The following is a 14,272-nucleotide window of genomic DNA, read 5'->3' as shown; positions in this document are numbered from 1 at the left end:
AGCATAACCTGCCCGGATGCCGCTCTTTTCCCGCACACACAGGCGGTATCGCCCGCTTCCGCAAGGCATGAAGGCGTGTGCGCAAACTTGAGCCGGGCGAGAGAACTCCTGCATGCGGTCTTTGGTCACGACACCTTTCGCCCCCTGCAGGAGGAGATCGTGCAGGCCCTCCTTTCCGGGAAGGACGTTTTCGCCCTCATGCCCACCGGCGGCGGCAAGTCCCTGTGTTATCAGCTGCCCGCGCTTGTGCGAGAAGGCACCGGCCTGGTCATTTCTCCGCTGATTGCGCTGATGGAGGATCAGGTCCTTGCACTGAAGGAGCTTGGCGTTGCCGCCGCCTTTCTCAATTCCACCCTGCCGCCGGATCACCTGCGCGCCACCGAGAAGGCCCTGCGCGAAGGCCGCATCGACATCCTCTATCTCGCGCCAGAACGCCTGTTACAGCCCCGCACGCTCGCTTTGCTGGCCGAGGTGCCGCTGTCGCTCATCGCCATCGACGAGGCCCACTGCGTTTCGCAATGGGGGCATGACTTCCGCCCCGAATATCGCGGGCTGCACATCCTGCCCGAGCGCTTTCCCGGTGTGCCCCGCATCGCCCTGACCGCCACCGCCGATGCCCGCACCCGCGAGGATATCCGCCGGCATCTGCGGCTTGAAGGCGCGGCCACCTTCATCGCATCCTTCGATCGTCCGAACATTCACTATGCGGTGGAGAGCGAAGACAAGGGCCGCCAGGGCCTGTTGCGCTTCATCCGTGAACGGCATGCGGGCAAGGCCGGCATTGTCTATTGCCTCTCCCGCCGGCAGACGGAGGAGACCGCCGCCTGGCTTGCCGCAAAGGGCATTCCGGCCCTGGCCTATCATGCCGGTCTGCCGCCTGAAGAGCGCGCGGAGCGCCAGCGCCGGTTTCTTCATGAGGAAGGGCTGGTCATGGTGGCGACCATCGCCTTCGGCATGGGGGTGAACAAGCCGGATGTGCGCTTTGTCGCCCATCTTTCCCTGCCGCGTTCGCTGGAATCCTATTATCAGGAAACCGGCCGCGCCGGGCGTGACGGCCTGCCGGCCGAAACCTGGATGAGCTTTTCCGCCCGGGATGTTGCCCTGCAGAGACGGTTCATCGAGGAAAGCCCCGCTTCCGCCGAGCGCAAGCGCATCATGCACGCCCAGCTTCAGGCCCTGCTTGCCTATGTGGAAACGCCGCGCTGCCGCCGGCAGGTGCTGCTTGCCCATTTCGGCGAGAAGCGGGAAGAACCCTGCGGCCGCTGTGACAATTGCCTCAACCCGCCACGAATTGAGGATGTCACGGAACCCGCGCGCAAGGCGCTCTCCTGCATCTATCGCACCGGGCAGCGCTATGGCGTGGGGCATCTGGTGGATGTGCTGCTTGGGCGCACCACGGAAAAGGTCTTGCGCGCCGGGCATGATCGCGTCAGCACCTTCGGCATCGGCCGCGAGCTCAAGCCCGCCCAATGGCGACGGCTGTTTCGCCAGCTAGTGATCGATGGCCATGCCGATATCGACGATGCCCGCCATGGCGCCCTCGTGCTCACCGAGCGCGCCCGCCCGCTCCTGCGTGGCGAGGAGAAATTCTTCATGCGTGTTGCGAACACCTCATCCCGGCAGGCTAAAGGCAAGGGCCGAAGCCGCGCCCGTGCCGATCATGATCGCGCGGATGATCCCCTGGCCGCCCTGACCGCAGCGGAACGCCGCCTGTTCGACCGTCTGCGCGCCTGGCGCACACGGCAGGCGCGCCTGCAGAACAAGCCGCCCTACGTCATTTTGCATGATTCCGCCCTCATTGAGATTGCCGTGCTCAAACCCGTCACGGCGCAGGCCCTTGCCACCGTCAGCGGCATTGGTGATGCCAAGCTGGCCCGTTATGGCCGGGAGCTGCTCGCACTCGTAAAAGAGCATCTGAACGAGGAAAGAGACACGCCGTCATGACCCCGCAAATCGCAGATCCGTCAGGTGCCCCCGCCATGGACATGAAGGCGCAGACACAAGCGCAAGCGCAGGAGCCCGTTCTCCGCCTTGAGGACGTGCATGCCGGCTATGGCGAGGCTCAGGTTCTGTTCGGGGTTGATCTTGAGGTGCCCCCTTCTGCCGCCGTGGGCCTGATCGGCCGCAACGGCATGGGCAAGACCACCCTGATCAAGGCCGTCTGCGGCCTCATCCCTCTCATGCGGGGCACCATCCTGTTTGCAGGGCGTCCCATCCATGAGATGAAACCGCACAAACGCGCGCGTCTCGGCATCGGCCTGGTCCCGGAAGGGCGGCAGATCTTTCCCACCCTGACCGTGCGGGAAAACCTGCTGGTGGCCGCCCGCGCCACCGATGCGGAATCAGGCCGCTGGACGCCTGAAACGCTGGAAAGGCTGTTTCCGGAACTGGCCAGCCGCCGAAACACGCCGGGCGCCCTTCTTTCCGGCGGCGAGCAGCAGATGCTCGCCATTGCCCGCGCCCTGATGACACATCCGCGCCTGCTTATTCTCGACGAGGCCACGGAAGGCTTAGCCCCCCGCATCCGCCAGCGCATTCATGACACGCTCGCCAGGCTGAAAGGCGAGGGGCTCTCCCTGCTCGTTGTCGATCATGACATTCAGGCACTTGCCGGCTATTGCGACCTCTTCGTGATCATGGAAAAGGGCCGCATCGTCTGGCAGGGAGAGCCTGCGCATCTTCTGGCCGATGAAAGCCTGCAGCACCGCCACCTCGGCCTTGGTCAGGCCTGAGCAGGCATCACACCAATCTGCATAATGAACCGCCCATCGCCCCGCGCCCACCACCCCAATTAGAACAAGACCTTGAGCGGGGTCCGGGGCGATTTCCACGCAACACGACACAAAATAGCCATTGTTCTCGTCACCCCGGCGAAAGCCGGGGTCTTGAGCCACAGACGCATGAGTAACTGGCTTGAGATACCGGCTTTCGCCGGTATGACGATTCATGTGTCGTGTGGGTGATTTCACCGGTCAGCCTTTGCGCAACTTGGTATCACGGCGCCGGATCAGGCCGAACCTGACAATTCCCTGACATGTCCTGTCAGACGGCTTTGAGCTGATGCCGGCTAAAACGTATCAACGCCCAAATCCGGCATGTAAAAGTCCGGCAGATTGGGCAGGCATGATTGCCGCATCAGAACGCACCCTCAAGCCCCGTCGGCCGGGTTCAATCAGCCCCTGCCCCCAAACCCGGCCCAAAAGACCACCGGTTCGTTGCTCCGAGCCGGTGGTCCTTTCTCATCAGTGACGATGAATATTCAAAGCCTTTTCCGGAAATGAACGGGAAGAAAGGGGCGTTTTTGCATTTGGCCTAAAGACAGGCATGCGATAAAAGGCATGCGAAACGTCTGAACCCCTTGAAGACCGGAGGGCCTCATGCGCACGGGCCGGGTTACGCGAAAAACCAGGGAAACGGAAATTGAGCTGTCCATCGATCTTGATGGCAGCGGCCGCGCCGATATTGACACCGGCATCGGTTTTCTCGATCACATGCTGGATCAGATCGCCCGCCATGGCCTGATGGACTTGAGCGTTCGCGCCCGGGGCGATCTGCACATCGATGCCCATCACACCACCGAAGATGTCGGCATCGTTCTCGGCCAGGCCCTGCGCGAGGCGCTCGGTGACAAGCGCGGCATCGTCCGCTATGGCCATGCCTATGTGCCGCTGGACGAGGCGCTGACCCGTGTGGTCATCGATGTCTCCGGGCGGCCGTGGCTGGTGTGGAAGGTGGTTTTCCCCACCGAGAAGATCGGCACCTTCGATACCGAGCTGGTGCATGAATTCTTCTACGCCCTGGCCATAAACGCCGGGCTCACCCTGCATGTGGAGACGCTCTACGGCCGCAATTCCCACCACATTGCCGAAACCTGCTTCAAGGCCTTCGCCCGCGCTCTGCGCATGGCCGTATCGCACGATCCGCGGCAGGGCGATGCCGTGCCCTCCACCAAGGGCGCCCTGTGAAGCGGCAAGGAAAGGGGGTGAGACCATGCGCTATTACATGGTTCTGCAGCGGGAAAAGCCCGGGCGCGCGCCGCAGGTGCGGCTGCTCAAGGACGGGTTTTCCTGGTGGGCCTTTGCCTTCGGGCCGCTGTGGCTGGCGTGGCACCGCTCCTGGCGCGCCTTTCTTGCCAGCATCGCCGTGCTGATCGTTGCCGCCATTGTTTCAAGGGAGCTTTCGGCCTGGGCATCGATTGCCATGTCCATCATCATCGGTTTCGAGGGCGCGGCAATTGCGGCGGAAGCCATGCAGCGCCGCGGCTGGCGATTTCTCGGCATGATCGCGGCGCCGGACATGGATGCGGCCGAGTTGCGGCTGGCGGAAGGCCTTCTGATTTCGGACAAGACGGAGAAGGCGGCAACGCCTGAGAAAAACACCGCCCCGCTGGCCGTGAAGGGAGGGCAGCCGGCATGATGCGCGTGGCCATCGTCGATTATGGATCCGGAAACCTGCGCTCGGCGGAGAAGGCCTTTCAGCGGGCCGCGCAGGAGGCGGCGATCCCGGCGGACATCTATCTCGCCCGCGATGCCGATTCCGTGCATATGGCCGATCGTGTCGTTCTGCCTGGCGTGGGCGCTTTTGCCGATTGCCGGCACGGGATCGAATCCATCCCCGGCATGCATGAAGCTCTGAAAGAGGCCGCCCTGACCCGCGCCGTGCCGTTTCTCGGCATTTGCGTGGGCATGCAGCTGATGGCCACAACAGGGCACGAACATGGCGAATGGCCGGGTTTTGACTGGATTCCCGGCACGGTTGAACCGATCGTGCCATCCGATCCGTCCCTGAAAATTCCGCACATGGGCTGGAACACGCTTAATCTGTGCAGGCCCCATCCCGTTTTCGCCGATCTGCCTTTGGGGGCGGATGGCTGGCATGCCTATTTCGTGCATTCCTATCACTTCGTGCCTGCCAATCCCGCCCATTGCATCGCGCAAACCGACTATGGCGGGCCGATCACCGCGGCGGTGGGACGTGACAACCTGCTGGGCTTTCAGTTCCACCCGGAAAAGAGCCAGAAACTGGGGCTTGAATTGATCCGGCGCTTCCTGCAATGGAACCCGTGAAACAAGGGGCCATGACCAGGCGGCCGATCCGGTGCGGATTGGCGCCATCATCCGTTCAAGCCCCGAGATGAGAGAGGAACGATGATTCTCTTTCCCGCCATCGACTTGAAGGACGGGCAGTGCGTCCGCCTCGAACTGGGCGAGATGGACCGCGCCACCGTTTTCAACGACGATCCGGCCGCGCAGGCGCGTGCCTTTGAGGATGCCGGCTTTGAATGGCTGCATATTGTTGATCTCAACGGCGCTTTTGCCGGCCGCCCGGTCAATGCGGAAGCCGTGGATGCGATCCTGCACGCGGTGAGCATTCCGGTGCAGCTCGGCGGCGGCATTCGTGACATGCAGACCATCGAACACTGGCTGTCTGCCGGCGTGCGCCGCGTCATCCTCGGCACGGTGGCGGTGCGCAATCCCGATCTCGTGCGCGAGGCCTGCCGCGCCTTTCCCGGCCGCATTGCCGTAGGCATTGATGCGCGAAAGGGGCGGGTTGCCGTTCAGGGCTGGGCGGAGACTGAGGACATGACCGCCCTCGAACTTGCCAAACGCTTTGAGGACGCCGGGGTTTCGGCCATCATTCACACGGACATCGATCGCGACGGCGTACTGAAAGGGCTGAATGTTGAGGCCTCTCTTGAGCTGGCCCGCAATGTCTCCATTCCCGTCATCGCCTCCGGCGGTCTGGCCTCTCTGGACGATATTCGCCGCCTGCTTGAACCGGACTGCGCCATTCTCGAGGGCGCCATCTCAGGCCGCGCGCTCTATGACGGCCGGCTGGACTGGAAGGAGGCGCTCGATCTCATCCGCGCGGCGCGGGCGCGGGAAAATGCGGCGCAATCGTGAGAATGTCAGGGAGAAACGGTCATGATGAAGGCGCGGATCATCCCCTGCCTGGATGTGAAGGACGGCCGGGTCGTCAAGGGGGTGAATTTCGTCAACCTGCGCGATGCCGGCGATCCGGTGGAAATCGCCCGCGCCTATGACGAAGCCGGGGCGGACGAGCTGTGTTTCCTCGACATCACCGCCAGCCATGAAAACCGCGGCATCATCCTCGATGTGGTGAAGCGTACCGCCGAACAGTGCTTCATGCCGCTGACCGTGGGCGGCGGCGTGCGTACTACCGAAGACATCCGCAAGCTTCTGCTGGCGGGGGCGGACAAGGTTTCCATCAACACCGCCGCCGTTTTCAATCGCGATTTCGTGCGCGAGGCGGCGGAGAAATTCGGCTCGCAGTGCATTGTCATCGCCATCGATGCCAAGCAGACCGGCCCGGGGAAATGGGAGATCTTCACCCATGGCGGCCGCAAACCCACCGGAATTGATGCGGTGGAATACGCCAGGGAAGTCGTCTCGTTAGGCGCCGGAGAGATCCTGCTTACCTCCATGGACCGGGACGGCACCGGCGAGGGCTTTGACATCGCCCTGACCCGCACAATTGCCGATGCCGTGTCCGTGCCGGTCATCGCTTCCGGCGGTGTTGGCACGCTCGATCACCTGGTGGAAGGGATTCGCGAGGGGCACGCCACCGCCGTGCTCGCCGCGTCCATCTTCCATTTCGGCACCTACTCCATTCCCGAGGCCAAGCGTTACATGGCCCGCCATGGCGTGCCGGTGCGGCTGGACGGCATTGACGAGAAGGAGGCAGCCTGATGGGCAGCGTGAAAGACCACCGGCTCGACATTCTGGCGCAGCTGATCGACATCCTGGCGCTGCGCAAGCATGCCTCGCCCAAGGAATCCTACACGGCCAAGCTCCTCTCCCAGGGTGTGCACAAATGCGCCAAGAAGCTGGGTGAGGAATCGGTGGAGCTGGCGCTGGCGCTTGTCGATGGCAAGAAAAAGCATGTGCGCTCCGAGGCGGCGGATGTTCTTTATCATTTCCTCGTGGCGCTGATGGCGCGCGGGGTGCCGCTTTCCGACGTGATGGAAGAGTTGCAGTCCCGCTTCGGGCTTTCCGGGCTGGAGGAGAAGGCGCGGCGCAAGGAGGACTGAGCCGGTTATCGGTGCGGGCGATGGCTCTTGCGGCATGCCCGCTTCAGAGGATTAAGGCTTTCCCACCGATCAGGCGAGGGTTTGCCGGGCAGGAAGGCGCAAACAGACATGACCCCTCAAGACCACCTCCGGGCCGCTGAGGAAGCTGCGCGTGCGGACGATCATCCGCCGCCGTTGGATGCCCTTTCGCCCTATCTGCGGTTCACCCGGCAGGAATGGGCGCGCCTGCGCGCCGACACACCGCTCACCTTGAGCGAGGAAGATGTGCGCGCCGTGCGCTCCCTGACTGATCGCATCGATCTGAAGGAAGTCGAGGAGATCTACCTGCCGTTATCGCGCCTGCTCAATCTGCATGTCGCCGCCGTACAGCGGCTCTATGCCGCGCGCAAGGCCTTTCTCGGCGGCAACGGCAACGCGGGCGGCAATGGGCGCAAGGTGCCGTTCATCATCGGCATGGCCGGCTCGGTGGCGGCCGGCAAATCCACCACCGCCCGCATCCTCAAAAAACTGCTCTCCCGCTGGCAGGATCACCCGCGCGTGGCGCTTCTGCCCACGGACGGCTTTCTGCTGCCCAATGCGGAGCTTGAAAAGCGCGGGCTGATGGAGCGCAAGGGCTTTCCCGAATCCTACGACCTGCCGAAACTCCTGCGCTTTCTCTCCGACGTGAAAGCAGGAAGGCGACATGTGAAGGCGCCGGTCTATGATCATCTCACCTATGACATCGTGCCTGATGCCTTCATTGAGATCGATCAGCCGGATATTCTCATCGTGGAGGGGCTCAATGTGCTGCAGACGGGGCGCATGCCACGCGACGGCCGCGCTGTGCCCTATGTTTCGGATTTCTTCGATTTCTCCATTTTCCTCGATGCCGACGAAACCCTGCTCGAGGAATGGTACGTGAGGCGCTTTTTCCGTCTGCGCGAGACTGCCTTCCGTGATCCGCGCTCCTATTTCCACCGTTATGCCAGCCTTTCGGATGCCGAGGCGGAACGCACCGCCCGCCGCCTGTGGCGCACCATCAACCTCGTCAACCTGAGGGAAAACATCCTGCCCACGCGCCCGCGCGCCACGCTCATTCTCTACAAGGGCGCCGATCACCGCATCACGCATGTGGACCTGCGCAAGATCTGAGCCGCTTAGGTTTTGCATGCGCGCCATGCTCCTGGTTTTGCTCAAGGGCGCTTGCCCTCCTGCTCCCGGTGCAAGGGCGTTCATCAGCATGTTCTGGCCTGGCAGACATCAGGCGGCATCATCTGTGGGCGAAGAGCCCCTCTCATCGCCTCCACATTCGGCAAGCATGTCCACCAGAACATCCAGCGGTGCATTCAAGGCGGCGGCCAAAGCTCTGGTCAGTGCAAGGGCGGGTTGACGCAGGCCCCGCTCGATGTGGCTGATGTAGGCCTTGGACGTACCGGTGCGGCGGGCCAATTCTTCCTGAGTAAGGCCACGATAGTTTCGCCAGGCCTTCACCGGATGCGTTCCTTGCACGATGGCATGCATGACTTCGCCCGGTACGGTGGGAGCATCAGGCAAGCGCCGCTGCATGGCGCGGGCCGCGAGCATTTCATCCTCGAGATCTTCCAGATCCTCTACCGCTGCCAGCAGACGTAAGGGTATGAGAGCGTATTCCTCCCCTCCCACCTCGAGAAACTGAATGGGCGGCATGCTCGTATTATTCATGATCTTGTTCATGAGGTTCCTCTATTTTCGGTAGATCTGGCGGCGATGATCAATTGCGATTATCTCAACCACGAGTGTATCGCCAAAAACATTGAAGATGATGCGCCAGTCACCCACACGACGGCGATAACTTGATACGTTTTTGAGCCGTTTCACATCTCCTGCAAAAGGATCGAGAGACATCGCTTCAATTACGCGCACGATACGTATCGCAATTTGCTGATCCCGTTTGCGGAGTTTGCTGAGCTGACGCGCAGCCTCTTTTGTATATACGATTGTGTACCGCGCGACTGCGTTATATCATATGATAATCATAGAATCTATCTTATGGTTGTCTGCTTTGGCGATTTTTAGCATGCAGGGGGAGATAGCATAGAAAATGCTATCATGAATTGCATAAAGGGTAATGATGAAACTGTAAATTTTTTATTCCGCCGCGCGGGGGGTAGCGGTGGCGGAATCGCCGCATTCCAGGCGGGTTTCGGCGGCCAGTTCATCAAAGACGCCAACGGCCAGCGCCAGCCGTGAAAGGTCCATGCTGCCGGTGGCGAGAAGGTCGTTGAGCCGGGTCATGGCGCGGCTGAGCGCTTCGTCATGCTGAATGCGCCAGGCGCGCAAGCCCGCCTCGCCCGGGGCAATGGCCGCCATGGCCGCGGCCAGCTCACGGTGCAGGGCAGAAAGCCGCGCCGCCAGCTGGGCGGCGGCCATGCGCTCGTGATGATCCTTGAGGTTGAGGCGGCGCGCGGCCATCATCAGCGGGCTGATGCCCAGTTCATGTCCGGCGAGGAAATAGACCTCCGCCGCCTCTTTCAGCGAACGCCCCGAGGCGCGGGCGATCTCGATGATGTCCAGCCCCCTGAGCATATAGGGCAGCCGCGCCAGTGCCCGCGCCAGCGGTTCCGGCGCGCCCTGTTTCATGAAATCCTCCCGCCTGATCTTCAGGCGATGCCGGGCATGCGGCGTGGCCACGTCTCGCAGCAGGGCGGCGAATTCCGCAAGCTTGCCTTCATATTCGGAAATCTTTTCCTCAAGCCCGTCGGGCAGGGAGACATTGCGCAAGAACCAGGCGGCGCCGTGGCGCAAGATGCGCTGCACCATGCCATAGAAGCCGAGCTGCACCTGCCCGGACACACGCCCGTCCAGCCGGTCGATGCGGGCAAAGAGTTCCGGCAGATGCAGCGTATGCATGGCCAGGGTCCAGGCGGCGGCGATCTCGGCCACGGAGCGGCCGGTCTCTTCCTCCAGACGCGAGACGAAAGCCGGCCCGCCGAAATTGATCATGGCGTTGCCGATGCGGTTGGCGATGATCTCCCGCCGCAGCCGGTGATCGCGAATCTCCTCGGCGAACCGCTCCTGCATCAGGGCCGGGAAATAGGCAAAGAGCTCGTGCCGGAACCAGGGATCGTCCACGATGCCGCAATCGAGAAGATCATCGAAAAGGACGATCTTGGCGAAAGACATGAGAACGGCGATTTCCGGCCGGGTGAGCGGCTGGCCGCGGGCTGTGCGTTCGGCCAGTTCCGCATCCGAGGGCAAATCCTCCAGCTTGCGATCCAGCGCGCCGCGCTTCTCCAGCCGCTGCATCAGGCGCTGCAGATTGCCATTCTCCTTCACACCCTGCGCCTGCGTCATGGAGATGCACAAGGTCTGCAGATAGTTGTTGCGCAAGACCAGCCGCGCCACATCCTCTTCCATCTCCTCAAGCAGGCGGTTGCGCTCCGGACGGGTCAGACGCCCCTTTCGCTCCGCTTCCTTCAGCGCGATCTTCATGTTCACCTCCATGTCGGAGGTGTTCACGCCAGCGGAATTGTCGATGGCGTCCATGTTGATGCGCCCACCATTGGCCGCGTATTCGATGCGCGCCTTCTGCGTGAAGCCGAGGTTGGCCCCCTCGCCCACCACCTTCGCCCGCACCTCCGGTGCGGTAATGCGCACCGCATCATTGGCCGGATCGCCCACATCCGCATCGCGCTCGCTTGTGGCCCGGACATAGGTGCCAATGCCCCCCAGCCACATCAGGTCCACCGGCGCCTTGAGAATGGCGCGGATCAGTTCTTCGGGCGTCAGTTCCTTCGCATCGATGTCAAGGGCACGCCGGGCCTCCTCGCTCAAGGTGATAGACTTCGCCTTGCGGGAATAGACGCCGCCGCCTTTGGACAGCTTGCGCCGGTCATAGTCCTGCCAGCTGGAACGCGGTTTCTCAAACAGGCGCTTGCGTTCGCGGTAGGCAACGGCCGGATCGGGGTCGGGATCAATGAAAATGTCGCGATGATCGAAGGCGGCAATCAGCTTGATCGTGCGCGACAGCAGCATGCCGTTGCCAAAGACGTCTCCCGACATGTCGCCGATGCCGACGGCGGTGAAGCTCTCCCGCTCGATGTTGCGCCCCATCTCGCGGAAATGCCGTTTCACCGCCTCCCAGGCACCGCGGGCGGTAATACCCATCTTCTTGTGATCGTATCCGGCCGATCCGCCCGAGGCGAAGGCATCATCCAGCCAGAAGCCATGTTCGGCGGCAATCTCATTGGCCATGTCAGAGAAGGTGGCCGTGCCCTTGTCGGCGGCCACGACAAGATAGGGATCATCGCCATCATGGCGCACCACTCTGGGCGGCGGCACGATCTTGCCGTCCACGATGTTGTCAGTGACATCGAGCAAAACGGAGATGAAGCGCCTGTAGGCCCGCTTGCCCATCTTGAGCCAGGCGTCACGATCGCCGTTGAGGCGGGTGCGCACAACAAAGCCTCCCTTGGCCCCCACCGGCACGATCACGGCGTTCTTCACCGTCTGCGCCTTCACAAGGCCCAGGATTTCCGTGCGGAAATCCTGCAGCCGGTCCGACCAGCGAATGCCGCCGCGGGCGATGGGGCCACCGCGCAGATGCACACCGGCAACATCCGCCGCATGCACATAGATCTCCGCCCAGGGGCGGGGTTCGACAATGAAGTCCACCTTATCGGACGCAATCTTGAGCGCCAGCGGCCCGGCCAGCCCTTCAATGGTGCGCTCCTGCCAGAAGTTGGTGCGCTCAATGGCAAACAGGACCGAAAGCGCCTGACGGAAAATGCGGTCCTCATCCAGGGACTGCACGGCATTCAGGGCACGGATCATATCCTGCCGCATCTGCCGCGCCTTGCGCCGCCGTGTCTCCACCTTGGCCCGCCCTGGCCTGAACAGGGTGTTAAAAATCTCCCACAGACGCCGGGCGAGATCGGGATGGCGGCCAAAGGTGGCGGCCACGTAACCGGGGGTATAGGGGGCGCCCGCCTGCCGCATCCAGTGGGCCAGCGCGCGCAGCACGTTGGCTTCTCGCCAGGTGAGCCCGGCCTTGAGCATCAGGGCATTGAAGCCGTCGTTTTCGGCAAGGCCGTTCCAGACGGCAAGAAAGCCCTCCTCCAGCACCGGGCGCAGGCGCTCAAGCTCAATGTTCCGGCCATCCGCCGTTTTCAGAACCATCTCGTGAATGAAGATCTCACGGGCATCATCGTGATGCATGCCGCGGCAGATGGTGAAGGTGCGCTCCTCGATGGCCGAAAAACCGGCGTTGGCAAGAATGGGAACACGCACCGAAAGCGGCACCGCCGCATCAAAGTGATAGAGTTTCAGCCGCACCACGTCCCGGGCATCTCCCCCGGCCCGGTAAAGCCAGACGGCAACGGCCTGCCCTTCGTTGAGGGATTCGATCACCTCGATGTCATCAAGCGCGGTGCGCGGCGAGAAGGCCTCCTGATAGGCCTGCGAGAAGGCGCCGCGGTATAGCGGCAGCAGGCGCTCGGTTTTCTCCTCGCCCCAGACGCGGCGCATTTCCTCTTCCAGACGATCCTCCCAGGTGCGCACGATATCGGCCACCTGTGCGGATAAGGCCTCGATATTGAGCCCTTCCACATCCACCTCGGGATCGATGAGCTCCAGGCGATAGTGCACCCGCACCATCACGCCATCGGGAAAACTGGGGCGGAAACCGATGATGCGGGCGGAAAGCGCCGTTTCCAGCAGTTCGCCCACCCGCTCGCGCACCTGGGAATTGAAACGGTCGCGCGGAATGAAGGCGAAGGCGGAAGCAAACCGCGCCGAACAGCCGCGCCAGACGAGCACGGCCGGGTGCGGCCGCTCCAGCAGGCGCAGGATTTTCAGCGCGATATTGGAAAGCGTCTCGACATCCAGCTCGAACAGCTCATCGCGGGGGAAGGTCTGCAGAATATTGAGCAGCACCTTGCCGAGATGGTTTTCCGGATCCATGCCGGCGCGGCGCATCACCTCACTGATCTTGCGCCGCACCAACGGAATGTCGCGCGCCGCCCGCACATAGGCCGGAGAGGCGAAAAGACCGAGCACGCGCACCTCGCCGTTGATATGTCCGTGGGCATCAAATGTCTTGATGATGATCAGGTCCATGGGCACCCGCCGGTGCACCTGAGAGGTCTCGGCGGACTTGGTGATGAGAATGGTTTCCGCGCTCATTTCCGAACGGCAGATGATGCCGTCCGCGGCCCGGGTCATCGCCTCCGATGCATCCGCCCCCTTTTCCGCAATCAGCCGCAAAATGCCCAGGCCCTTGCCCTCCGGGGTCAGCCCGTCCTTCTTGAAGGCATAGCGCTTCAGGCCCAGGAAGACGAAGTTGTCGGCAAGCAGCCATTGCAGAAAGGCGATGACTTCCGTGAGCTCCTCCACCGGCATGGGCGGGGGCGCGGTCTGATAGGCGGTGATCACATCCTCGATCGCCTGCCGCATGGCCGGCCAGTCAAGCACCGCTGCCCGCACCTGTTCGAAGATGCCCTCGATGTCCCGGGCCAGGCGCTCCTTCTCCTCTTCCGTAAGCCGCGGCAGATGCAGGTGAATGAGGCTTTCTGAGCGCATGTGGCGGGCATCCTCATCGGAAGGATCCGCAGCAATGCGCAGAAGACGGCCGTCATCGTCCCGCTTCACATGCAGCACGGGATGCATAAGCAGGCGAATGGGCAGTCCCTGCTCCGCCAGGTAGCCAAGCAGGGAATCCACCAGAAAGGGCATGTTGTCGTTGAGTGTCTGCAAGGCGGTGATGCGGGAAAGCTCAACGGAAGCGATTTCCGGATCCCGCAGGGAGATGAGCGGACGGCCGGGTGTGCGCTGCAAGAGCAGTGCATGGGCCGTTCGGGTGATCCAGGCCATGTCCGCAGGTTCCAGCCGCTCCAGATCGGCCGGAGGCACGCCGGCAAAAAGAATTCTGGCCAGATCGATCAGGGCCGCATCGGCCCTTTCCCGTTTCAGGTGGCGGATGAGGCGGGAAATCGGATCATCCTTGGCGGAACGGGACATGGTTCTTTTCCTGCAGGCTGATTTGAGGACGATGCCGGATGAAGGAGAATGTGCCCCGCGTGTTGACCATGAAACCGGTGTGTTTCCGAATGCGGGTTTTCAAGCCTGGATGCATCTGACAGTCTGGCGCAAGAATGCCGGCGTTGCAATGCCCGCCGCTTCTGAAAAAGCCGTCACTTTGCCAGACTGTTCCTGCGTGCTACATCTGCCGCCAACAGAAAAACCCAAAATGTGAAACAGGAAGCA

General features: G+C 62.4%; 13 protein-coding genes. 10 read left to right on the top strand and 3 right to left on the bottom strand.

The genetic code is table 11. From position 1 onward, the window contains the following. Positions 1-87 precede the first annotated feature (87 nt). From recQ to coaA, 9 genes are all read left to right on the top strand, one after another. Entirely contained in the window at positions 88-1,944 is a 1,857-nt protein-coding gene (gene recQ, locus EK16_RS05550) for a DNA helicase RecQ (protein ID WP_231573616.1), read from the top strand. Next, positions 1,941-2,732: an ABC transporter ATP-binding protein gene (locus EK16_RS05545; protein ID WP_369793084.1), complete on the top strand. Its 792-nt coding sequence runs from the start codon at positions 1,941-1,943 to the stop codon at positions 2,730-2,732. Before recQ ends, EK16_RS05545 begins: the two co-directional genes overlap by 4 nt. Before the next feature lie 645 nt (positions 2,733-3,377). Beyond that, positions 3,378-3,965, top strand: a complete 588-nt coding sequence (gene hisB / locus EK16_RS05540; RefSeq protein WP_038035228.1) for an imidazoleglycerol-phosphate dehydratase HisB — start codon at positions 3,378-3,380, stop codon at positions 3,963-3,965. Between the two features lie 25 nt (positions 3,966-3,990). After that, positions 3,991-4,416 carry a DUF2628 domain-containing protein gene (locus EK16_RS05535; protein WP_051928979.1) on the top strand — a complete coding sequence of 142 codons (426 nt, stop codon included), beginning with the start codon at positions 3,991-3,993 and terminating at the stop codon, positions 4,414-4,416. Beyond that, positions 4,416-5,066 carry an imidazole glycerol phosphate synthase subunit HisH gene (gene hisH, locus EK16_RS05530; RefSeq protein ID WP_038035999.1) on the top strand — a complete coding sequence of 217 codons (651 nt, stop codon included), beginning with the start codon at positions 4,416-4,418 and terminating at the stop codon, positions 5,064-5,066. Before EK16_RS05535 ends, hisH begins: the two co-directional genes overlap by 1 nt. An 81-nt stretch (positions 5,067-5,147) precedes the next feature. Further along, positions 5,148-5,903, top strand: a complete 756-nt coding sequence (hisA, locus tag EK16_RS05525) for a 1-(5-phosphoribosyl)-5-[(5-phosphoribosylamino)methylideneamino]imidazole-4-carboxamide isomerase (RefSeq protein WP_038035226.1) — start codon at positions 5,148-5,150, stop codon at positions 5,901-5,903. A gap of 21 nt (positions 5,904-5,924) precedes the next feature. Continuing rightward, positions 5,925-6,710, top strand: a complete 786-nt coding sequence (gene hisF / locus EK16_RS05520) for an imidazole glycerol phosphate synthase subunit HisF (RefSeq protein WP_038035224.1) — start codon at positions 5,925-5,927, stop codon at positions 6,708-6,710. Then, positions 6,710-7,051, top strand: a complete 342-nt coding sequence (locus tag EK16_RS05515; protein WP_038035222.1) for a phosphoribosyl-ATP diphosphatase — start codon at positions 6,710-6,712, stop codon at positions 7,049-7,051. The genes hisF and EK16_RS05515 overlap by 1 nt, the downstream gene beginning before the upstream one ends. Before the next feature lie 108 nt (positions 7,052-7,159). Beyond that, a complete protein-coding gene (gene coaA / locus EK16_RS05510) occupies positions 7,160-8,182 on the top strand; it encodes a type I pantothenate kinase (RefSeq protein ID WP_081910291.1) in 1,023 nt (340 codons plus the stop codon). A 108-nt stretch (positions 8,183-8,290) separates the two neighbouring features. Here coaA and EK16_RS05505 read toward each other — a convergent pair whose 3' ends face one another. The 3 genes from EK16_RS05505 to EK16_RS05500 form a co-directional block, all read right to left on the bottom strand. Continuing rightward, on the bottom strand, positions 8,291-8,743 hold the full coding sequence (locus EK16_RS05505) for a helix-turn-helix domain-containing protein (RefSeq protein ID WP_051928978.1): 453 nt from the start codon (positions 8,741-8,743) through the stop codon (positions 8,291-8,293). A 9-nt stretch (positions 8,744-8,752) separates the two neighbouring features. Further along, positions 8,753-9,007, bottom strand: coding sequence for a type II toxin-antitoxin system RelE family toxin (locus EK16_RS12645; protein WP_081910290.1), 255 nt, complete (start codon positions 9,005-9,007; stop codon positions 8,753-8,755). Positions 9,008-9,157: 150 nt separating this feature from the next. Further along, entirely contained in the window at positions 9,158-14,026 is a 4,869-nt protein-coding gene (locus tag EK16_RS05500; RefSeq protein WP_051928977.1) for an NAD-glutamate dehydrogenase, read from the bottom strand. Between EK16_RS05500 and EK16_RS05495 the strand changes: the two genes are divergently transcribed. Then, positions 14,025-14,261: a hypothetical protein gene (locus tag EK16_RS05495; RefSeq protein ID WP_038035220.1), complete on the top strand. Its 237-nt coding sequence runs from the start codon at positions 14,025-14,027 to the stop codon at positions 14,259-14,261. The two genes, EK16_RS05500 and EK16_RS05495, sit on opposite strands and share 2 nt — an antisense overlap. The last annotated feature ends 11 nt before the right edge of the window (positions 14,262-14,272 follow it).

It is taken from the genome of Thermopetrobacter sp. TC1 (genome assembly GCF_000746275.1).
In the GTDB taxonomy this organism is placed as follows: Bacteria; Pseudomonadota; Alphaproteobacteria; order Rhizobiales; family Aestuariivirgaceae; genus Thermopetrobacter.
Note: the sequence above shows the minus strand (reverse complement) of the source record. Positions and strands in the feature narration are given on the sequence as shown.